This is a genomic window from Fructilactobacillus florum DSM 22689 = JCM 16035 (assembly GCF_001436645.1).
Classification (GTDB): domain Bacteria; phylum Bacillota; class Bacilli; order Lactobacillales; family Lactobacillaceae; genus Fructilactobacillus; species Fructilactobacillus florum.
Map to the genome: position 1 here is coordinate 1 of NZ_AYZI01000002.1, position 19,773 is coordinate 19,773.

At 41.2% G+C, this 19,773-nt stretch carries 20 protein-coding genes and 1 riboswitch; of the genes, 18 read left to right on the plus strand and 2 right to left on the minus strand.

The genetic code is table 11. From position 1 onward, the window contains the following. The first annotated feature begins 139 nt into the window (after positions 1–139). On the plus strand, positions 140–553 hold the full coding sequence (locus tag FC87_RS01075) for a TipAS antibiotic-recognition domain-containing protein (RefSeq protein ID WP_009166832.1): 414 nt from the start codon (positions 140–142) through the stop codon (positions 551–553). 17 nt (positions 554–570) lie between these two features. Beyond that, the gene (locus FC87_RS01080; protein WP_235804429.1) at positions 571–1,233 is read left to right on the plus strand and encodes an ATP-binding protein; all 663 of its coding nucleotides are present in this window, start codon (positions 571–573) and stop codon (positions 1,231–1,233) included. A gap of 150 nt (positions 1,234–1,383) precedes the next feature. Here FC87_RS01080 and FC87_RS01085 read toward each other — a convergent pair whose 3' ends face one another. Then, on the minus strand, positions 1,384–1,668 hold the full coding sequence (locus FC87_RS01085; protein ID WP_056961363.1) for a hypothetical protein: 285 nt from the start codon (positions 1,666–1,668) through the stop codon (positions 1,384–1,386). Between the two features lie 384 nt (positions 1,669–2,052). Here FC87_RS01085 and FC87_RS01090 point away from each other — a divergent pair, with 384 nt between their 5' ends. From FC87_RS01090 to FC87_RS01135, 11 genes are all read left to right on the plus strand, one after another. Further along, positions 2,053–2,448: a YjdF family protein gene (locus FC87_RS01090; RefSeq protein WP_268869346.1), complete on the plus strand. Its 396-nt coding sequence runs from the start codon at positions 2,053–2,055 to the stop codon at positions 2,446–2,448. 51 nt (positions 2,449–2,499) lie between these two features. Continuing rightward, complete coding sequence (locus FC87_RS06895) at positions 2,500–2,649, plus strand: hypothetical protein (RefSeq protein ID WP_009166828.1); 150 nt, start codon at positions 2,500–2,502, stop codon at positions 2,647–2,649. A gap of 576 nt (positions 2,650–3,225) precedes the next feature. Further along, positions 3,226–3,398: riboswitch (Lysine riboswitch) on the plus strand. Between the two features lie 90 nt (positions 3,399–3,488). Beyond that, the gene (lysA, locus tag FC87_RS01095; RefSeq protein ID WP_056961365.1) at positions 3,489–4,805 is read left to right on the plus strand and encodes a diaminopimelate decarboxylase; all 1,317 of its coding nucleotides are present in this window, start codon (positions 3,489–3,491) and stop codon (positions 4,803–4,805) included. Beyond that, positions 4,802–5,509, plus strand: coding sequence for a 2,3,4,5-tetrahydropyridine-2,6-dicarboxylate N-acetyltransferase (gene dapD, locus FC87_RS01100; protein WP_009166826.1), 708 nt, complete (start codon positions 4,802–4,804; stop codon positions 5,507–5,509). The genes lysA and dapD overlap by 4 nt, the downstream gene beginning before the upstream one ends. A gap of 1 nt (position 5,510) precedes the next feature. After that, entirely contained in the window at positions 5,511–6,680 is a 1,170-nt protein-coding gene (locus tag FC87_RS01105) for an N-acetyldiaminopimelate deacetylase (RefSeq protein WP_056961367.1), read from the plus strand. 1 nt (position 6,681) lies between these two features. Beyond that, positions 6,682–7,554 (plus strand): 4-hydroxy-tetrahydrodipicolinate synthase, encoded by an 873-nt coding sequence (dapA, locus tag FC87_RS01110; protein ID WP_009166824.1) that lies wholly within the window; start codon positions 6,682–6,684, stop codon positions 7,552–7,554. Positions 7,555–7,556: 2 nt separating this feature from the next. Continuing rightward, positions 7,557–8,324: a 4-hydroxy-tetrahydrodipicolinate reductase gene (dapB, locus tag FC87_RS01115; protein WP_009166823.1), complete on the plus strand. Its 768-nt coding sequence runs from the start codon at positions 7,557–7,559 to the stop codon at positions 8,322–8,324. A gap of 12 nt (positions 8,325–8,336) precedes the next feature. Beyond that, positions 8,337–9,392 carry an aspartate-semialdehyde dehydrogenase gene (locus FC87_RS01120; RefSeq protein ID WP_009166822.1) on the plus strand — a complete coding sequence of 352 codons (1,056 nt, stop codon included), beginning with the start codon at positions 8,337–8,339 and terminating at the stop codon, positions 9,390–9,392. A gap of 440 nt (positions 9,393–9,832) precedes the next feature. Then, complete coding sequence (locus FC87_RS01125) at positions 9,833–10,477, plus strand: amino acid ABC transporter permease (protein ID WP_009166821.1); 645 nt, start codon at positions 9,833–9,835, stop codon at positions 10,475–10,477. Positions 10,478–10,486: 9 nt separating this feature from the next. Beyond that, positions 10,487–11,125, plus strand: a complete 639-nt coding sequence (locus FC87_RS01130) for an amino acid ABC transporter ATP-binding protein (protein WP_040473203.1) — start codon at positions 10,487–10,489, stop codon at positions 11,123–11,125. Positions 11,126–11,139: 14 nt separating this feature from the next. After that, entirely contained in the window at positions 11,140–11,967 is an 828-nt protein-coding gene (locus FC87_RS01135) for an amino acid ABC transporter substrate-binding protein (RefSeq protein ID WP_009166820.1), read from the plus strand. A 62-nt stretch (positions 11,968–12,029) separates the two neighbouring features. Here the strand turns inward: FC87_RS01135 and FC87_RS06900 are convergent, their stop codons facing one another. Continuing rightward, a complete protein-coding gene (locus tag FC87_RS06900; protein ID WP_156656513.1) occupies positions 12,030–12,206 on the minus strand; it encodes a hypothetical protein in 177 nt (58 codons plus the stop codon). 68 nt (positions 12,207–12,274) lie between these two features. Here FC87_RS06900 and secA point away from each other — a divergent pair, with 68 nt between their 5' ends. Genes secA through asp3 form a run of 5 tightly spaced genes read left to right on the plus strand, consistent with a single transcriptional unit; the run spans position 12,275 to position 19,771 of the window. Next, positions 12,275–14,626, plus strand: coding sequence for a preprotein translocase subunit SecA (gene secA, locus FC87_RS01140; RefSeq protein ID WP_082619190.1), 2,352 nt, complete (start codon positions 12,275–12,277; stop codon positions 14,624–14,626). A gap of 18 nt (positions 14,627–14,644) precedes the next feature. Then, positions 14,645–15,877, plus strand: a complete 1,233-nt coding sequence (locus FC87_RS01145; RefSeq protein WP_035421199.1) for a preprotein translocase subunit SecY — start codon at positions 14,645–14,647, stop codon at positions 15,875–15,877. A gap of 16 nt (positions 15,878–15,893) precedes the next feature. Then, positions 15,894–17,498, plus strand: a complete 1,605-nt coding sequence (gene asp1 / locus FC87_RS01150) for an accessory Sec system protein Asp1 (protein ID WP_056961368.1) — start codon at positions 15,894–15,896, stop codon at positions 17,496–17,498. Further along, positions 17,485–19,056: an accessory Sec system protein Asp2 gene (asp2, locus tag FC87_RS01155; RefSeq protein ID WP_056961370.1), complete on the plus strand. Its 1,572-nt coding sequence runs from the start codon at positions 17,485–17,487 to the stop codon at positions 19,054–19,056. The genes asp1 and asp2 overlap by 14 nt, the downstream gene beginning before the upstream one ends. A gap of 16 nt (positions 19,057–19,072) precedes the next feature. Then, on the plus strand, positions 19,073–19,771 hold the full coding sequence (gene asp3, locus FC87_RS01160; protein ID WP_054690466.1) for an accessory Sec system protein Asp3: 699 nt from the start codon (positions 19,073–19,075) through the stop codon (positions 19,769–19,771). Positions 19,772–19,773 lie beyond the last annotated feature (2 nt).

Genomic DNA, 19,773 nt, shown 5'->3' on the forward strand with positions numbered 1-19,773 from the left:
TGATGGTACTGAGATAACAGAGTCAAGGGCTTTAGGTGGGAAAGATAAAAAAATTATAATGTTAAATATGCATTGTTGTAGATGAATCTAATAATGATTTTAATAAAGTCAATATATTTTTAAGTTAGGTAGTGTAAATATGAGTGAAAAATTAGAAAAAAATATTAGTAACAGATATGGTGATGAAGAAATAAAGCAGTCTAAACGTAACTGGAATAGTTATAGTAAAAAAGAAAAAGATGCTATCTTACAAGAAGGTAATGATATTTTTGTAGATCTTGCAAAATTAAAAAATGAAGATCCAGATAGCGATAATGTTCAACAAATTATGATTAGATGGCATGAATTTCTCAGTAATTTTTATGATCCAAGTATAGAATTACTAAGAGGATTAAATGAAATGTATTTTGTAGATACTAAATTTAAAAACAAATTTAAGAAAATAGATCCTGACCTACCAGACTTCCTACATGCATCAATTGATTGCTATGTAGATAAACTTGAAAATCAATGGATCGAAGAGAACAAAGAGACCTTAGACAATGAATTATAATTGGAGAGATACTAGGTATGACAAAAGTTGATAGAAGTGGTGAGAGAAAAACAAGACCACTAAATTTAAAAGAATCAAATTTGCCTTTTCAGGTTGAAGAACCTAAAAGAAGTTTAGAAAACTTAATTGTTTCAAATGATGTATTGAATCAAATCAAAAGTTTAATTTCCAAAATTGATAATTATGATTTGTTATACAATAAATTTGGACTTAGAGAAATAGATTCTAGTGGAGGAAGAACAGTTATAAACCTATATGGTTTACCAGGTACTGGCAAAAGTTTTGCAGCTGAAGCTATTGCTAAAGAAATGGGAAAAAAGATAATTAAAGTTAACTATGCAGAGATTGAATCTAAATACGTTGGTGAAACTCCTAAAAACATTAAATTATTATTTAAAGAAGCAAAAAAAGAAGATGCTATATTAATATTTGATGAAGCAGATTCGATATTAGGAAGAAGATTAGATAGTGTAACTAAAAGTACTGATCATGCTGTTAACTTGACTAAGTCAGTCATGCTTTTGGAATTAGATAATTTTAGTGGGATTACTATATTTACTACAAACTTTGGAAAGAATTATGATCCAGCTTTTTTAAGAAGAATTATTGGGAATATTAAATTTTCTTTACCTTCATTAAGTTCAAGAAGAGCTATATTAGAAAAATTAATATATAAGTAGCATTTTAAAAAAACAAGGAAAAATTTTATCTAAAAGAGAATAGTCAAAAAAGCATTTTTTAACTTAAAAAATGCTTTTTTGACTAGTGAATTTTAAACTCAAACGCAAAATTAGACAACAAAACTTTGTTGAACCGCTTGTCAATTATTACTAACTATTATTTTTTATATTACTTTTGGTTTCATTGTATCCTTTGATGAAATTTAAGATTTCATCAAATTTTCCTTTAAATAGTGAATTAAGAATTTCTATTATTGTTTGTGGATATATTTTGAAAAACTTACCGTGGTCAAAATCACTTAAAGCTTTATTTTGACCTAATTTATAGTCAGAGACATTAATTTTTGTATTGTTATACGTATATTTTTTATTTACATATTTGCCGTTTTCATAATTATGCTTGATTAAATTATGAAGTTTTTTGATTAATTTCATTTTCTTTACCTTTTCAATAGTTCTTGCAAGATTATAACTAACAGTTTTACGCTTAACCAGTTTGACTAACGAGCGATTATATTAACTTTTAGTATATACTATTTAATAATAGCATTAAAACTAACTACAGTTAATAATTTTTTGGTTGAAAATTATTTTAAGAGGATGGCATTAACATTCCTCAATGGGTTGTTTGTGGAATTTTATGCTTGTTAGGCTCAATTATACTTATGAGTCTGGGAACCGTTTTAACATTATTTGAAATATGCAGATAGCTTCTGGTTTTTCTAATACATTATATTTGGGGTTTTCTGTATAATGAAATATCATTTTTAAATTTCATCAAAGGAGATATAAATTATTACATCAATAGAACTAAAACTAATATTTGATCCACCATTTTATAAGTGTATTTTTGAAATAAATAATGATGATAATTATAGTGTTGCATCAGTAAATATGGGAACTAGTGAACCGAATGATTTAGTAATTTATAATTTTATTTTAAAAAACTATTCAAAAATTTCATTTTATAAAGTTGGATCTGAGCAAATTATTAATACCAAGAAGAAAATTAACCCTAAAAGACTACAGAGAATCGCAAGAAAACAAGTTAATAATGAATTTCAAGGAACAAAAGCACAAAAAACTTTACAAAAACAGCATGAATTAATAAAAAAAGAAAGGAAAAAGAAAAATTCTAAGGAAAAAGATGAAAGAAGAAAAATAATGTTTAAAAAGAAGCAAGCTAAAAAGAAAGAGAAACATAAAGGGAGGTAGTAATGAAAAATCATTCTATTATAAGGAAGATAGTAATAGTATGTTCTCTAAATGTTGGAAAATGAATTTTTAGGGAAAACTATTTTTTATAAAGAAGATACTATGATTGATTTGATCCCTAGATTTTCTAAACTTGCATTAATTGTAGCAATAGAAGCAATTAATGATCCTAATGTATTCAAAGATGGTAATAATATTTAGCTCAGCTATTGAAAGGGAAATCTGAAATACAGAGGCCATATGAGATTCTTACCGACAATAAAAGCAAAAAAATAAATTATAAAAATGTTGACATAGATTTTTACAGTCATTGTGGTTTACCTTATATTCTCTATAAAGGTTTTGTAGTGCTTCATAAGTAACAATCACAAATGAGTGGGAAATAAAATATGGGTAATTTAAAATATTCCAACTGACAATTAATCTTTATAATCTTTCGTTCATTTGCTCCATTTGGACGAGATCTAATTGTTACTAGAACTCGTTAGGAGTGAATTGTACGACAAAATATACGATCTATATTTAGCGAAGAGTGACCATAAACCTATATTGATGAACAACTTAGATTTGTATATGATCTAAGAAGATCAAAAATGCCATATAAAATTATATTTTAATAAGGTTTTTAAAGTGGCTACTGTTCAGATTCTACTTGGTTATCCTTAATTTCATGTTTTTCTGTTTAAATTTTGGATTGAACAATAGCGAAACAGCTAAAGTTTATTTAGTGGTTGGAAATTTGTTGACTAACCAGTAATTATTAGTTATGCTTTTAACAAATCAAATAGAGGTCGCAGGTAATAAGAGTAGTTAGTGGAGCTGCCATTCAGCTGAGAAACTAACCAAAGGGTTAGCTGCCGAAGTGCTAAGGAATGGGCCTTAGTTAACTGGGACATGACTTAAGAGGTCATGGACTGTCGGGATACATGTCTCGGGGAGCTATGAACAAACAATTTGATACTACTTAGTTAGGGTCAGTTGGCAGAGCTTCCGCCAATCGACTCTTTTTTTGTAAGAATTGATATAAGGGGAGAAAAGCTATGCTTGCACAAACAGATGTTCAAGATAATCAATTAGTGATCGGTGGGATACCGGCGACTAAGTTGGCTGATCAGTTTGCAACACCGCTACAGGTATACGATGTTGCCAAAATTAGGGCACAAATCCATGCTTTTCAACGAGTATTCACTGAGAACGGGATTGAGTATGCCGTTAGTTATGCCAGTAAGGCGTTTGCTTGTATCGCGATGTATCAGCTCCTGGCTCAGGAACATGTTCACATTGACGTAGTTTCTGCGGGGGAATTGTTTACCGCTCAGCAAGCTGGTTTTCCGATGGAACACGTTAGTTTCCACGGCAATAACAAATCGATTGCTGAGCTTGAAATGGCAGTACGATTGCATGTCGGAGTGATTATTCTCGATAACTTTACGGAAATCAAGCAATTAGCCACGATTTTGGAGCAGGAAGCAGCAACTTGTGATGTGATGATTCGGGTTTCTCCGGCAGTTTCGGCACATACTCATGAATTTATTCAAACTGGTCAGCAGGATAGCAAGTTTGGTTTTGATATGTTGACGGGGCAGGCGGATCAGGCATTGCAACAAGTGTTAGCGCAACCACGAATGAAGGTTGTCGGGGTTCATTCCCACATCGGTTCGCAGATTTTTGATACCACTGGGTTTCAGATTGAAACCAAAAAGTTGGTTGATTTGATGAAACATTGGCAGACCAAGTTTGACTACGTTCCAGCAATTATCAACGTGGGTGGTGGTTTTGGAATTAAGTATACCGATGATGATCAACCTTTAGCCCCAGAAAAATTTGTTGGTCGAATCATCACAACTTTACAAAGTGAGGTTGCAAAAGAAAAGCTCCCACTGCCAGCTGTTTGGATTGAACCTGGTCGTTCAATCGCTGGTCCTGCTGGAACGAGTCTTTATCGGGTGGGAACCAGTAAAACAATTCCTGATGTTCGTAAGTATGTGGCAGTGGACGGTGGGATGGGCGATAACATTCGACCGGCACTATACGGTGCCAAGTATGATGCCGTAGTGGCCGATGAGGTTCGACCAACTGGAAAAACGGAACTCGTTACTTTAGCAGGAAAATACTGTGAATCGGGTGATGTGCTAATCAAAAATATCGAACTACCGGTTTTGCACACCGGACAGGTAGTAGCGGTGTTAGCCACCGGAGCATATGGATATTCGATGGCCTCTAACTATAATCGTAATCCGCGACCGGCCGTGATTTTTGTTGAAAATGGTCAAGCCGAAGTGGTTGTCAAGCGAGAAACAACCGCCGACCTAGTCAGACTGGACCAACCATTTACTTTAGGAGAAGCAAACAAATGAGCGAACTAGATGCAGCAGCAATCATTAAATACATTGGAACTGCCCCCAAAACGACGAATGTTAAGGTTTATATCAAGGGAAAGTTAGCAGAACTTACCTTCCCCCAAGAAATAAAGGCGTTTACTGATGAACAAATTGGGATTTTATTTGGCGACTGGGCCGTTGTAAAACCTTTTTTAGCCCGTCATCAGGATCAGATTGCCGATTATCAAGTGGAAAATCTGGCTCGAAACCAAGCGGTTCCCTTGCTAGACACTAAAGAATTAGATGCCCGGATTGAACCAGGGGCACTTATTCGTGAGCAGGTTAAGATTGGCAAGGATGCGGTCGTAATGATGGGGGCTTTGATTAACATCGGAGCTGAAATTGGGGCAGGCTCAATGATTGACATGGGGGCGGTTTTAGGTGGCCGGGCCCTCGTTGGAAAGCATTGTCATATTGGTGCGGGGGCAGTCCTAGCTGGAGTAATTGAACCAGCCAGTGCTAAACCAGTTCAAATCGATGACGATGTTTTGATTGGAGCTAATGCCGTTGTGATTGAAGGGGTCCACGTGGGGACCGGAGCGGTCGTGGCTGCTGGGGCCGTCGTGACTAGTGATGTAGCTCCGCATACGGTGGTGGCTGGGATGCCAGCCGTTAAGGTTAAGGATGTTAACCAGCAAACCTTGACAAAGACGAAGTTAGAGGATGATTTGAGGGGTTAAAATGGGAACTGAACGAGTTGATTTGCCAAAAATTTATCGCGACTTACATCAGATTCCGGAATTAGCTTTACAAGAAAGCAAGACACATCAATATTTACTAGCGTTGATTCAAAAGCTGACAGCGGGACTTGATTTTGTCGAAATCAAGACGCCAGCTGCACTACCAACGGCGATCTTGGTATTGCTACATGGAAGCAATCCCAAGCGTACGATTGGCTATCGCACTGATATTGATGCCCTACCGGTAACTGAAGCGACTGGTTTGCCCTATGCTTCAAAAAATCCACATGTGATGCATGCCTGCGGGCATGATTTACATATGACCGTTGCGCTTGGGATTTTAGCGAATTTTTGTGAGCATCGCCCCAGTGATCAGCTTCTGTTCTTCTTTCAACCTGCCGAAGAAAGCGAAAATGGTGGCAAATTGGCCTATGAAGATCAGTTGTTCACTGGGAAGTGGCGACCGGATGAATTTTACGGGCTGCATGATAACCCGCAACTGCCTGCGGGAACGATTGGGTGCCGTTTAGGGACCCTGTTCGCTGGAACCACGGAAGTTGACGTTCATTTTACAGGTAAACAAGGGCATGCAGCGTATCCGCAATTTGCGAATGATATGGTAGTTGCTGCGAGTCAATTTATTATGCAAGTTCAAACAATTATTTCCCGAAGTATTGACCCCATCGAAGGGGGCGTAATTACTTTTGGGCAGTTTGAAGCGGGCACGATTCGAAATGTAATTGCGGGTACGGCGCAACTGCATGGGACGATCAGAGGATTGACTCAAAAGATGATTCGACAGATTGATAAGCGCCTCCAAGACGTGGCTACTGGGATTGCCACCAGCTATGATTGCCAGGTTGATTTAAAGCTTAATCAAGGTGGGTATCTGCCAGTTGAAAATGACCCGACAAGAACGGCGGATTTAATTAAATATATGAAAAAGAACCCAGAGATTGACTATCAAGAAACCGAACCAGCAATGACTGGAGAAGACTTTGGCTACTTGTTATCTAAATTTCCTGGAACGATGGTCTGGCTTGGAGCCGGAGATCCTGACCACCAGCTGCACTCTGATCGGTTTGCTCCTGATGTGCGGGCAATTCAACCGGGAGTTAGCGCTTTAAGTGGATTTTTAACACATCGGATGCAGGAAGCAGAGGAGGACTAAGATGTTTGAAACTACAGATATTATCACGGCATTGATTACACCGTTTGATTGTCGCCAACAGATTAACTACGATGCATTACAGAAGTTAACGGATCGCTTGTTAGCAGAGGGTGGTAATGGATTCCTAATCGGTGGGACGACGGGGGAAACAGCTACTTTAGAACATGATGAACGGCTGAATCTTTACCGTGAATTTGTGAAGATTGTAGCTGGTCGCGCTCCCATTATTGCAGGTACGGGGAGCAATAATACGGCAGAAACGATTGCGCTAACAAAGGAAGTCAGCCAAATCGCGGGGATTGCGGCAGCATTAGTAGTAGTACCGTACTATAATAAACCGGATCAAATTGGGATGAAGGCTCATTTTCGAGCCGTCGCTGATGCTTCTGATCTGCCCATCATTATGTATAACATTCCTGGTCGTACCGGAGTTACTATGAGTGTCGATACGATTGTTTCGTTAAGTACGCATCCCAATATTATTGGTGTGAAACAATGTGGTTCATTACCAGATTTTGAGCAGTTGGTGGAACGGACGCCCGAGGACTTCTTAGTATATACGGGCGAAGATCCCCAGAGTTTAGCTACCAAAGTTGTTGGTGGGAGTGGGGTCATCTCAGTTGCTTCCCATCTGTATTTGCCAACCATGCGGGCGATGTTTGATAAATTGGCACAACACCCCTTCCAAGCAGGAGCCCTACAACGAGCATTGACTCCCAAGATGCAGGCACTGTTTTTGTACCCCTCACCTGCACCCGTTAAGTTCATGTTGGCTCGCAATGGTTTGAACGTTGGTGGGTGTCGGTTGCCAATCACCGATCTGGATGAAGCAGAGCAACACCAGTTATTACAAGCGCTTGGAGAAGAGGAGTAGGGATGATTAAAGTTTTAGTTGCCGGCTTTCAAGGCGCCATGGGACAACAGGCAGTTCGTTTAATCGAGCATGATCAGCAGTTAGAGTTAGTGGCTGTTTATAGTCCGCATGCGACAAGGAATGCGTCTGTGCCGACAGGATGTCAGTTATTTACACAGTTGACAGCAATTCAGACGGATGCACAGGTCTGGGTTGATTTTTCGACTCCGGCAGGAGCTACAGAAAATGCTAAGTTTGCATTAGCCCATAATTTGATTCCAATCATTGGTACCAGCGGGTTAAGTTCTGAGACGATTCAAGCGCTTCAGGAATTCGCTAAAACCCAGCACCAAAAGGGGCTTTTGGTGCCTAATTTTGGGCTCTCAGCGGTGTTATTGATGCAGTTTGCCAAGCAGGCAGCGCGTTATTTTCCCGATGCGGAAATCATTGAAATGCATCATGCGGATAAACGGGATTCTCCTTCTGGGACGGCGATTAGTACTGCAGAACAAATTGCGATTGGTCGGCAAGGGACGCCCTTTGAAGCACCACAGACGACAGAAACAATTCCGGGAGCGCGTGGCGCACATTACGAAAATGTCCCGATCCACGCCGTCCGTTTGCCGGGCTATGTAGCTCACGAACAGGTGTTATTTGGTGGTCCAGGGGAAGCTCTTACAATTCGGCAGGATTCATTTGACCGCAGTTCATTTATGCACGGGCTTCGATTAGCATTGTTAAATACCAATAAACTATCTGGTTTTATGGTTGGGTTAGAAAATGTCTTATAGGAAGGAAGCAGCATGACGAAAAATTATACAGTTGCAATTTTAGGAGCAACAGGGGCAGTTGGTACGCGCTTGTTGAGCCAGTTGGAACAGTCAGAGATTCCAGTGGGACAGATTAAATTATTGGCATCAAAACGATCGGCTGGAAAACAACTCCAGTTTCATGACCAGTCAGTGGTAGTTGAAGAAGCAACGCCGGCCTCCTTTGACGGCGTTGATATTGTGCTAGCTTCGGCTGGGGGAGCTGTTTCTAAACGTTTGCTGCCAGAAGCGGTTAAACGAGGGGCCGTTTGTGTAGATAACACGAGTGCTTTTCGGATGGATCCAGCAGTTCCGCTGGTAGTCCCAGAAGTGAATGCGTCTGCATTACAAAAGCATCAGGGGATTATTGCTAATCCAAACTGTTCAACGATTCAAATGGTAGCTGCTTTAAAACCAATCTATGACACGGCGGGATTAAAGCAAGTCGTGGTTTCTACTTACCAAGCAGGATCAGGTGCGGGCCAGCGGGCCATTCAAGAGCTCGATCAACAGGCGCAACAACATTTAGACGGTCAAACCATGACTAGTGAGATTTTTCCAGTTAAAGGAGCTGACCGGCATTATCCGCTGGCTTTCAACCTCTTACCGCAAATTGATGTATTTGAGCCTGATGGATCAACTCATGAAGAATGGAAAATGGTTCATGAAACGAAAAAGATTTTATTGGATGATATGGATGCAACTGCAATTAAAGTGAATGCCACCTGTGTTCGAGTTCCCGTGGTAATTGGACATGGTGAATCAGTTTATTTTGAGGTTGCTCATCCAGAAAAAATGAATCCAACTAAAATGAAGGAAGTTTTGCAGCAGGCCCCAGGAGTGGTGGTACAGGATGATCCAGCAACACAGCTATATCCGCAACCCATTAACGCAGCTGGGACAACTGCTACTTATGTGGGCAGAATTAGAGCCGATCTTGAAAATCAAGGTGGGTATAATCTATGGGTCGTCGCTGATAATTTGCTTAAGGGAGCCGCTGCAAATACGGTAGCTATTGCCGCAACACTGGTTAAAAATCAGTGGCTGTAGCTCACTCGTAAAAACCGAAATATTTACTAATGTAACGGCTTTTTTGTTGCAAAATGAAGATGAATTAGTTAGCTGAAAGACTCAAAAGCTACTTAATCAGAACATTGTTGGTTTTTAAGCTTGACAAATTAATTCAGAGTTCGTAAAATGTGAACAACGATTTGCACGAACGAGTAACTGAAAACGAACGTCGAGAGAGCCGTGCTACAGCTGTGAAGCGGTCGCTCGTTTCAGCGAACCACACTCGTGATCATCAGGTATATTCTAGAACGTACTCGGGTTGCTCCGTTACAAGCTGTACCTCATCATACGCTGGGGTACCTGAGTGGCTAATAGTAATATTAGTCAAAATCGAGGTGGAACCGCGAAATCATCGTCCTCAAGTTATCGTTAATTGATAACTTGGGGACTTTTTTGTTGGGATCCCAAAGGAGGACAGAATGCACTATCTAATTACAATTTTACCTAGCCTATTGGCTGGATTAAAGATGACACTAGGAGTCTTTGCACTGACACTCATTGGTTCACTCCCATTTGGTATCTTAGTGGCAGTCTTGCAACGTAGTCCGGTAGCCCTGTTACGGGGTGTTTTAAATGGATATATTACGATTATGCGAGGAACCCCGTTACTATTGCAAATTGTGTTTGTCTATTATGGCTTGAGTTTGGCGAACTTGGTAACCCTCCCACGGTTTGAGGCAGCGGTGGTCACTTTTATTCTTAACTACACGGCGTATTTTGCTGAAATTTTTCGTGGTGGCTTGCAGGCTATCCCGAGTGGACAAATTGCTGGGGCAAAAGTGTTAGGGTTTAATCGCTGGCAGACCCTGTGGTACGTGACCCTACCACAAGTGGTGAAAACTGTGATGCCATCCGTTGGTAATGAAGTTATTAATCTGGTTAAGGATACCTCACTGGTGTATGTCATTGGACTAGGTGATTTGATGCGGGCTGGGAACATCGCTGTGGCTCGTGATGTTACGTTAGTCCCATATTTAGCAGTTGGCGCACTCTATCTCTTGTTGACCATTCTGTTGACGGTTCTAATGCGGTATGTAGAAAAACGGTTGAATTACTACCAGTAGGAGGATACGATGCTAACAATTAAAAATTTAAGCAAGCAATACAATGGAAAAGTAATCTTTAAGGATCTAAATGTTACCGTTGCGGATGGTCAGATTTTAACAGTTGTAGGGCCTTCGGGGATTGGGAAGACCACCTTTTTACGGGTGTTAGCTGGATTGACGAAGGCGGATGCAGGGGAAATCTCACTCAATCAGCATCCACTGTTATTGAACGAAAACCGCACGGGGGCAGAGGTCGGGGTTATCTTTCAAGATTTTAACTTATTTCCGCAATATACGGTATTTGAAAATATTACGTTAGCACCACGAATTGTTGCTCGTCAGCACCGACGTGTTTATCAGCCACAAGCAGAAGAGCTCCTCGCCCAGTTGCATCTAACGGAACAACGTGATTTTTACCCGTTTCAACTCTCTGGAGGACAAAAACAGCGAACGGCAATTGCCCGCGCATTGGCGATGCAGCCAGGAGTACTGGCCTATGATGAACCGACGTCTGGCCTAGATGAAACAACGACGCAACAAGTGGTTACGGTCATTAAGCAACTGCAACAGCAGGGAGTCACTCAGATTGTGGTTACTCATGATCGACCCTTTGCTGACCAGTTATCCGGAGCAGTGCTTGATTTTGGTACGGATGTAGTACGCTAACCAGGGAGGTCGGGATGAAACGAACAAGAAAACTATGGCTTGCCAATTCGCTGGTGTTTCTGGTAGTCCTTGTGGCTGGAATTTTTATTTTTGAGCGGGCTACTCATCGCAATGACACGTGGAATCGAGTGCAACAGCGCCAAACCCTCAAGATTGGGATTGATGATACCTTTGTCCCAATGGGATTTCGAAATAAACAGGGACAATTAATTGGATATGATGTCGAGCTAGCTCGGGCGGCCTGTAAAAAACTAGGGGTTCGTCCAGAATTTCAAGTGATCGACTGGTCAATGAAAGAAACGGAACTAGCTACTGGACACATTGATGCGATTTGGAATGGATATACAATTACCCCAGAGCGCCGTGAACATGCAGCGTTTACTAATATTTATCATAAAAGTTATCAGGTGCTTTTAACCCGGAAAAATGCTGGGGTTAACCAGCCACAAGATCTACATGATAAACAGTTGGGCGTTCAATCAGGTTCATCTGGTTATACGATGTTTCAAACCAAACCGCAGGCCTTAAAACAGTACTTGAAAACCAAACCGGTTCAGTACGATACCTTTGATAAGGCAATCAATGATGTGCGCGTGGGCCGGTTGGCGGCGGTTTTGATTGATCGCGACTATGCTAATTATTACCTTAATCATGAAACAGGCGTCCATAATCTAAAGATTGTAGCAACTAGTTTCCCGCCTGATGAATATGCAGTTGGGGTGCGAAAACAGGATCGAACCCTTCGCTTGAAACTCAACCAAGCGATCCAACAACTCCATCGTGATGGAACCGAGCAACGGTTGGCACGCAAATATTTTGGGAAAACTACTGCGAAACAATAAACGAAAAAAACCGTCCTCCAAGTATCATTAGGAGGACGGTTTTTTGATGATAATGGAGTTAGTTACTTCAAAAGGAACGATCCAATGATGCCAGCAAGTACGATAAGGGCAAGGCCGACGTTAATAATGATGTTTAGCCAGGGCTTGCGACGTCGCTTGCTGGTATTGGGGCGTTCACGGTCTAGTTCAGCAAATCGATTTTTAATATCTTGGTCAATAAATTTTTTGTTTTGTGTCATAATGACAATAGTATAGTATTTATCTTGAAAAGAAACAATTATTATTTAACTGAAGCAGGTGATGAGTAATGCCAAAATTACACCAGCGAAAGTATCGAAAGATTACCAAGCAAATTTTAAAGCGAATGGCAGGCTACCAACAAATGAGCGATGCCGAACTACAGCACCAAACCCAACTTTTGCAACGCCAGGTTAATGGTCAGCGCCGAAACCTCAAAAAGGTTTTGCCAGCAGCTTATGCGGTAGTCTGTGAGGCTAGTAAGCGGGTTTTGGGTCTGTCACCGTTTCCCGTCCAGATTCTTGGAGCAGTGGCAATGGAAGATGGCAATGTGGTGGAGATGAAAACCGGAGAAGGGAAGACATTGACGGCCACGATGCCAATGTATCTGCATGGACTTGCTGGACGGGGTAATTACTTAATTACTGCAAACGAATACTTGGCGAACCGTGATTCAGAAACGATGGGTAAATTGTACCGATGGCTGGGTTTGTCAGTTTCATCAGCGGTTCCCCAGCCAGGTCAAGATGCTGATCAGCGTGATTTGGCAAAAATTTATCAAGCAAACATTGTTTATACAACTAACAGTACATTGGGATTTGATTATTTATTTGACAACCTAGCGAAAACGAAGGAAGAACAGCACTTACCCAGTTTTAACTTTGCCCTATTAGATGAAGCAGATGCAGTTTTATTAGATGCAGCGCAAACCCCATTGGTAATTTCTGGAACACCGCGGGTTCAGTCCAATTTTTTAGGGAACGCTGATCAAGTGGTTAAGCTGCTACACCAAGACCGAGATTATCAGATCAGCGATGATCGGAAAAATATCTGGTTTACGCCAGAGGGAATCGTTCGGATGGAGAAATATCTAGACGTTGACAATTTACTGAGTCATGAATGGCGAGATCTGTATTGTCACCTAGTCTTGGCTCTTCGTGCCAATTATTTAATCAAAAAAAATCGAGATTATGTTGTTCATGATGATGAGGTGGTTTTAATTGATCAACATAACGGAAGAGAATTACCAGGAATGAAAATGCAAGCTGGGATGCATCAAGCGGTTGAAACGAAAGAAAACGTTTCGGTTTCACAAGAACAGCGTGCAATGGCAACGATTACCTATCAGAATCTATTTCGAATGTTTCATCAGTTAGCTGGCATGACGGGAACTGCAGCCACAGATGCAAAGGAATTTTTGGAAGTGTATAACCTGACGGTCTTTAAAGTTCCCACGAACAAGCCCAACATTCGGATTGATTTACCGGATCGACTTTACATTACAAACCAAGCCAAGCTGGTAGACAGTTTGCAGGTGGTTAAGCAGGCATATGCTCAGCGGCGACCGATTCTGATTGAAACCGGTTCGCTGGAACTATCGGTTTTATATTCACGGTTGTTATTGCAAGCGGAGATTCCGCATAGTGTTTTAAATGCTCGTAGTGAGGTAAAGGAAGCTGATATTATTCGGCATGCGGGAGAGCTTGGAGCAGTTACTGTGTCAACTGCCATGGCAGGACGGGGAACCGATATTCGAATTGCGCCAGCGGTTGAAAAATTAGGAGGTCTGTTGGTATTAGGAACCGAACGAATGCAGAATAAGCGGATTGATAACCAGTTGCGAGGGCGGGCTGGAAGACAAGGGGCACCCGGTGAAAGTGTTTTTTATACATCATTAGAGGATAAAATTGTAACCGAACATTCCACCCGAAGCGTGCAGAAATTCGCTCGTCAACATGCCCAGCAGCAACAACAGTTACTGGGGAAGAAGAGTCGTTTTAAACATGTGATTGATCGAGCACAACGATTTTTAGCTAATCAACAGCGGGCAGCACGTTTTGAAACGTTGCAGTATGGAGAAATCACACGATTACAGCGGAAAGCGGTGTACTTACAACGTGATCAGATCATGACGGCAACTGATCTTAGTGCGATTATTCAAAAAACTTTTCATTTTGTGGCTCATGAGTTTGTTTACCATCGCGGGTATCAGAATCATGGCGAAACCCTGCTAGAGTTTATTTATCAAAATATTGATCCAAGCTATCGCAGTGCGACAGATTTACAGCTTGAGTCACGCAAACAGCAGGAACGCCGCTTATTGCAACTGATGAATGATCGGTTGCAACGGCTTCACGAGCAGCTGGTTGATCAGCAGCAGTGGCTTTATTTTCAACGAGTGACGCTACTGCGGGCAATTGATCAGGGCTGGATTGGTCAGGTTGATCACTTGGAAGTTTTGATGCGAGTGATTAAGGAACGTTCGATTGCACAAGTTAATCCGATCTATGAGTTTCAACGAGAAGGTCAAAAGGCTTTTGATAAAATGAAAACGGTAATCAACTTAAAAGCAGTTCAAAATGTAACTAACTCTGAAGTTATTATAAAAAAAGACGGTAAAATTGAGATCGAGTTCCCATAAAACAGGTAGGAGGCGACGATGAAATTTTTTAGACAACATGATTTGTTGCAGCGTGGGTTGGTGATGTTTCTTCTACTAGCCATTTTACTTATAGGGCAGGCAATTATTTTACCAGGGATTAATCCGGAGATCGCACACGCCGCACTGGCAAAACGGACATATTTAGGTCTATTAGGGATTTCGGTAGGGGGTCAATTTAAACTTCCAACGATTTTTACGTTGGGGCTGGGTCCTTATATGACAGGTCTTATTGTTTGGCAGGCAATTTCTGCGTTGGATTTAGAAGGGATTAATCGGTTATCTCTTAGTCAAACGGGCTATCTGCAAAAAATAATTACGCTGGTATTGGCTATTTTGCAAAGTTCACAGATTGTTCGGTACTTACAACCAGCCCTAGTCAGTGGGACGCAGATCGGGGGAGTTTCTTTTAATAAAACCTTTGTCAGTGCTTCTGCCATGTTGATTTTGATTGCGGGATCGATGCTAACGGTCTTTTTGGGTGAGTTTAATGCAGACAAGGGACTCGGTGGTATTTCAGTTTTAATTTTACCTGGGATCATTTTGGGATTACCACAGTTATTGCAGAAAGGTTGGAAACTACATCATTATCCGTTAACCCACTATCATTTGCTGGTCGCAGCAGGCTTGACTCTCTTGGTGGTGATTATTTTTATCATGCTCTTACAAATTGAACTTCGCATCCCGGTGCAAAATCCCTTTCTGGTTGATGCCGGGCGCCAATCATACCTACCTTTCCGGTTATTAGTTGCTGGCTCCATGCCCTTTATGTTCTCGGCAACCATCTTCACGTTGCCGCGTAGTATCTTTAAAAGTAGTTTAGATCATAATGGAGGGCACTGGTTATTGCAATTGACAAATCCGCAAACAGGAATTGGGATTTTAATGTATGGGATTGTTTTGATGTTTTTGAGTTATGCATTTGGTTTGATCACAATTCAACCTTTGAAATTAGCGAAACAAATGAAAGAAAATGATGAGTATTTAATCAATGTTTTTCCTGGTGTTTATACCAGTCGCTATCTGATGCAACGATTTTTAGGAATGGCAACAATCGGTGGTTTCTGTTTAGTTGGCTTGGGAGTTACGCCGTTAATAATTGGTTTATATGCGCCTGGCTTTGAAAACTTCACTCTGTATTTCGGGAGTGTGGTTATCTTGATAACCATCATGCAGAGTTTAATTGACCAGGTGCGAGCCCTGTATACCCGACAACAGTATCAGATTTTTTGACGGAAAGGAGTTAGTAATGCCGCTAGTAATCCCTAATTTTGAACAAAATGATCGCCACCTTGCGACAGCTCCAGAAATTGTAACTGCTAATTTGTTCCAAGCGCAGGGGATTTCATTTCAACTGGTGTTATTGGAACCATGTACCGATTTGTTACATAAACTAGCAGCCACCAAGCTGCAAAATCAGTCCCTTTGGAGTGCTCTCGATGAGATTCAAAATGTTGAAATGGCTGATGGGATCTCTCGAACATTCTATGATTTGGACTTGCCCACGGGTCTGCGGGGGCTGGAACCGATTTTTTTGGATAACGAGGTGATTGTTTACCGAGAAACTAAGATTGTTGCTCGGGTTAAATTGCGAAACCAAATTGAATTGGTTCAGATTAGTTATTTTCAAGGAGACGGGACGGTACAAGAGGATCATTATGACGATCGGGGTTTTATTAGCTTTACAAGCTGGCGTAATGCGACTCATGAAGTTATCCGAAAACGTTGGTATACTCCACGGGGACATATCGTTATGGAGGCTGATCGTAGTGGAAAAATTACGCCACAGCCAGAATTTCAAGCGCAGTTTCGAGCGCCGAATTATCGTTCATTAGCATTCCTAATTCGTGAAAAATATTTAGAAAAATTTGGTGAACACCAGACAATTATTTCTGCCTTGGGTGGGAGTCGCCGTCAAAACCAAATTGCGTTTAATCTGCCAGCTGCTAAGAATTTAGTCCTCTTGGATGATCAGGTTGTTTCTGATGATTTGCTTAATGTAGTCCAAACTTTTCCACGGTTGCATTGGATTTTTCCTAGTCAGACCATGGCGCGCTCCTTTGCAAAGCAGCTCCAGTCAGCGGATGATCTTCAGCAGACGAGCATCGAACCATTTCCGGCTTCTTTTGATCTGGGAATTAGCAATGAGCTAGAGGCCAAGGTTATTTATGCGCGGATTTCTAAGCTCACAGCGACGGAGCGTACTCAGTTTGTGACGGCACTGTTACCCTTACTACTAGAGGATAAGCACAAGGTCTTAGTGGTTGAAGCTAGTATGAATGATACACAACTTTTACGCCAAGAGGTTGATGACTGGATTGCTTCGAGTCTGCACATTGATTTAACAAAAATTAACTATGAAAAAATGGTTCAGAAGTTAAGTCTCAAATCGTTTGAAACTGAAGAACAATGGCTTGATTTTTTAGATGACCAGGTTGATCAGCTTGGGGTACAAGAATTTAGTAAAGCGCAACTGCGACAATTCTACCAATTAAATCAACTATTAATGCGGATTCACCTGCTTGACGAGGGCAACCAATATCTTTTAACTGATTTTAGTCGCATTAGGCTCTATATTGATTTGGGAGAGCTCCCCAGCTTGCGTCATGGGATTCTGGCAATTACAGTGGGAGTGCCCCAAATTGTACAAGGAGAGAGCGATCTCGTATTAGAGCAAGAAAACGGGTTGCGGTGCCACTCCATAAAGGATTTACATGAACAAATTCCCTATTTTACTGATAATTTATTTAACTGGAACCATGCGCTAGTTGAAAATGTCAAGCTAGAAGAAAAGTATTCAGCCGCAAGTTTAATCAAGCAATGGGAGCAGGTGATTGGAAATGAGTCTTCGTAAGCAACAACCAACTTTAGTTATTCATTTAACCCGTTATGGTTTTACAGATGCTGCAAATATTTTAGGAGAAGATTACCAATATTACTGGTCTGATGATCGCCGATGGCAGCAAGAAATTATTGCTGATCAGCCTTTGTTTGATGATGCTGGAAAACTAAATAAAGCTTATCAACGGGCTTTATTCATTATTGATAATGGTTTTCCCTGGCTGACGGACCGCAGGGTTATTCAACAATTACCGGCCAATCAAATTTTTTTTGCTAAACAGTTAAAGATTAGTTCAGAGCTTCACGACTTATTGAGTCTCCGCGGAGCAATCGAGTTCAACAAACTTCACCCAGAAAAATTGTTTGAGATGATCAATTACTATTGGTATAGCGGCAGTGATGGATACCGTTATGATCCACAAAGCTGGTTATTTAATCCGGCGCTAGTCAAAACGATTTATCAGCGGGGAAATCTTTACCGTGAATTTCAGGTAACTGATCAGGAAAATTGGGATGTTTTGACTTATCCAAACCATTCATTTTATCTGCCTGCCGGACTAACTGATACGATTTCATTAGATTATCAAGTTTTTTCTGGGGTGCAGTTAGGGTTGAAAATTAAGCAGATTGATGTTGAAACGGGGTACCCGCTCCAAACCATTTTTCTAACGAAAAATGAAGATCTAAACAGTTTCGAGATCAAGGGACCCCGAAAACGAGCCACTCAGTTTCAGGTGTTATTGTATATTCGAGGCAGTGGTCAGGTTCGCATTGGGGAACTTCACGTCCGCCGATCTCGTGGTGCATATGGAAATATGATGATTAATGATCAGATGTTGACTGACCAACAATTACACGGAAATATAGGAATCTATTTCAATGCTGGCGACCTAAAACCACCGTTGAACGTTTACTTTGCTGGTTATCGTACGAAAGAAGGCTATGAGGGTAATCGGATGATGGCCTCTATGGGGGCACCATATTTGTTGATTTCTGATTGGCGATTAGAAGGTGGAGCTTTTTATTTAGGAGATCCAGCGTTTGAGCACCAGTTAGTAAGCATAATTAAGAAGACATTACAACGACTACAGTTTGAACCACAACAATTGATCTTGTCTGGAATGTCGATGGGAACCTTTGGCGCATTATACTATGGTGCACAATTAAACCCCAGTGGGATTGTCGTCGGCAAACCACTGACGCAGTTGGGCGAGATTGCGCAAAATGGGCGAGTGAAGCGCTCAACCGATTTTCGCACGGCGGAAGATATCCAGCTGTATTATGAACCAGATTTGACAGAAGCTAGCAGTCAGCATCTCAATGATCGCTTTTGGAACGTCTTTCGTGCAGGAAAATTGACGCAGACAACGTTGGCCGTGGCGTATATGTTACAAGATGACTATGATCAAACGGCTTTTCAGCGTTTGCGACAGGCTTATTGGCAATTAAACCCAGCTGGGCGGTTGCTAGCAAAAGGATTTGTTGGTCGGCACAATGATGATACAGCCGGGGTCGTGCAATGGTTTCAGCGACAGTACCGATTTTTGTTACAAGAATTTGGACGGGACTAGTTGAAAGGAGTACAAGATGGAGACAACGCTATCGTTTTTAACCTGGCCGCCTCAAAGTATTACAACGGACACCTATGGGTCAACGATTAATTATAATGACGATAACAGTGTTTCATATCAAAATTTATTACAACCAGCCGGGACACGAATTCATACGTGGGAGACTAATCACAACATTAATCGACGCGAACCGTTGCAATTACCGGATAAACGTGCGCCCTTTTTGAAGAATGGACAACGGTACCGGTTGCAAGGATATTTTGCAGTTGAGCCCCAGAATTCTGTTGGACTGTCATTGCGAACGTTTAACGCGAAACAAGAGCTACAACAAGATCAGATGGTTTTACAAGATCACTTAGATTTTACCTTGCAACCCTCAGACACGGACTATGAGTTGGCGTTGGTTAAATTTAATAATTATCAGCTTCGTTTTCGGGTTTTTTACTTGGCAAGTCAAACCCTCTTTGCTACGTACCGGCTCGAGTCCCATTGGGATGACTATTATTTTGATTTAATTAGAAGAACTACAACCCCCGTGAAAAAGCAGCAATTAGCGGTAAAACGCTATCGGTCGATTTCTGATGTGATGCGTATTGAACTTGATCCAGCCGAAGTGGAACGACTTCGGATTCTGCTGGTTCCGCAGAAAATGCCGATGGAACAAGTTAATCAGCTCCGATTAGCCGCAAATCATCAATTACTTCAAATTAAATAGGT

Bases quoted from the DNA above. Each gene is read 5' to 3' on its own strand.
- FC87_RS01075 (WP_009166832.1), top strand. From the start codon at position 140: ATGAGTGAAAAATTAGAAAAAAATATTAGTAACAGATATGGTGATGAA.
- FC87_RS01080 (WP_235804429.1), top strand. From the start codon at position 571: ATGACAAAAGTTGATAGAAGTGGTGAGAGAAAAACAAGACCACTAAAT.
- FC87_RS01085 (WP_056961363.1), bottom strand. From the start codon at position 1,668: ATGAAATTAATCAAAAAACTTCATAATTTAATCAAGCATAATTATGAA.
- FC87_RS06895 (WP_009166828.1), top strand. From the start codon at position 2,500: ATGTTGGAAAATGAATTTTTAGGGAAAACTATTTTTTATAAAGAAGAT.
- lysA (WP_056961365.1), top strand. From the start codon at position 3,489: ATGCTTGCACAAACAGATGTTCAAGATAATCAATTAGTGATCGGTGGG.
- dapD (WP_009166826.1), top strand. From the start codon at position 4,802: ATGAGCGAACTAGATGCAGCAGCAATCATTAAATACATTGGAACTGCC.
- FC87_RS01105 (WP_056961367.1), top strand. From the start codon at position 5,511: ATGGGAACTGAACGAGTTGATTTGCCAAAAATTTATCGCGACTTACAT.
- dapA (WP_009166824.1), top strand. From the start codon at position 6,682: ATGTTTGAAACTACAGATATTATCACGGCATTGATTACACCGTTTGAT.
- dapB (WP_009166823.1), top strand. From the start codon at position 7,557: ATGATTAAAGTTTTAGTTGCCGGCTTTCAAGGCGCCATGGGACAACAG.
- FC87_RS01120 (WP_009166822.1), top strand. From the start codon at position 8,337: ATGACGAAAAATTATACAGTTGCAATTTTAGGAGCAACAGGGGCAGTT.
- FC87_RS01125 (WP_009166821.1), top strand. From the start codon at position 9,833: ATGCACTATCTAATTACAATTTTACCTAGCCTATTGGCTGGATTAAAG.
- FC87_RS01130 (WP_040473203.1), top strand. From the start codon at position 10,487: ATGCTAACAATTAAAAATTTAAGCAAGCAATACAATGGAAAAGTAATC.
- FC87_RS01135 (WP_009166820.1), top strand. From the start codon at position 11,140: ATGAAACGAACAAGAAAACTATGGCTTGCCAATTCGCTGGTGTTTCTG.
- FC87_RS06900 (WP_156656513.1), bottom strand. From the start codon at position 12,206: ATGACACAAAACAAAAAATTTATTGACCAAGATATTAAAAATCGATTT.
- secA (WP_082619190.1), top strand. From the start codon at position 12,275: ATGCCAAAATTACACCAGCGAAAGTATCGAAAGATTACCAAGCAAATT.
- FC87_RS01145 (WP_035421199.1), top strand. From the start codon at position 14,645: ATGAAATTTTTTAGACAACATGATTTGTTGCAGCGTGGGTTGGTGATG.
- asp1 (WP_056961368.1), top strand. From the start codon at position 15,894: ATGCCGCTAGTAATCCCTAATTTTGAACAAAATGATCGCCACCTTGCG.
- asp2 (WP_056961370.1), top strand. From the start codon at position 17,485: ATGAGTCTTCGTAAGCAACAACCAACTTTAGTTATTCATTTAACCCGT.
- asp3 (WP_054690466.1), top strand. From the start codon at position 19,073: ATGGAGACAACGCTATCGTTTTTAACCTGGCCGCCTCAAAGTATTACA.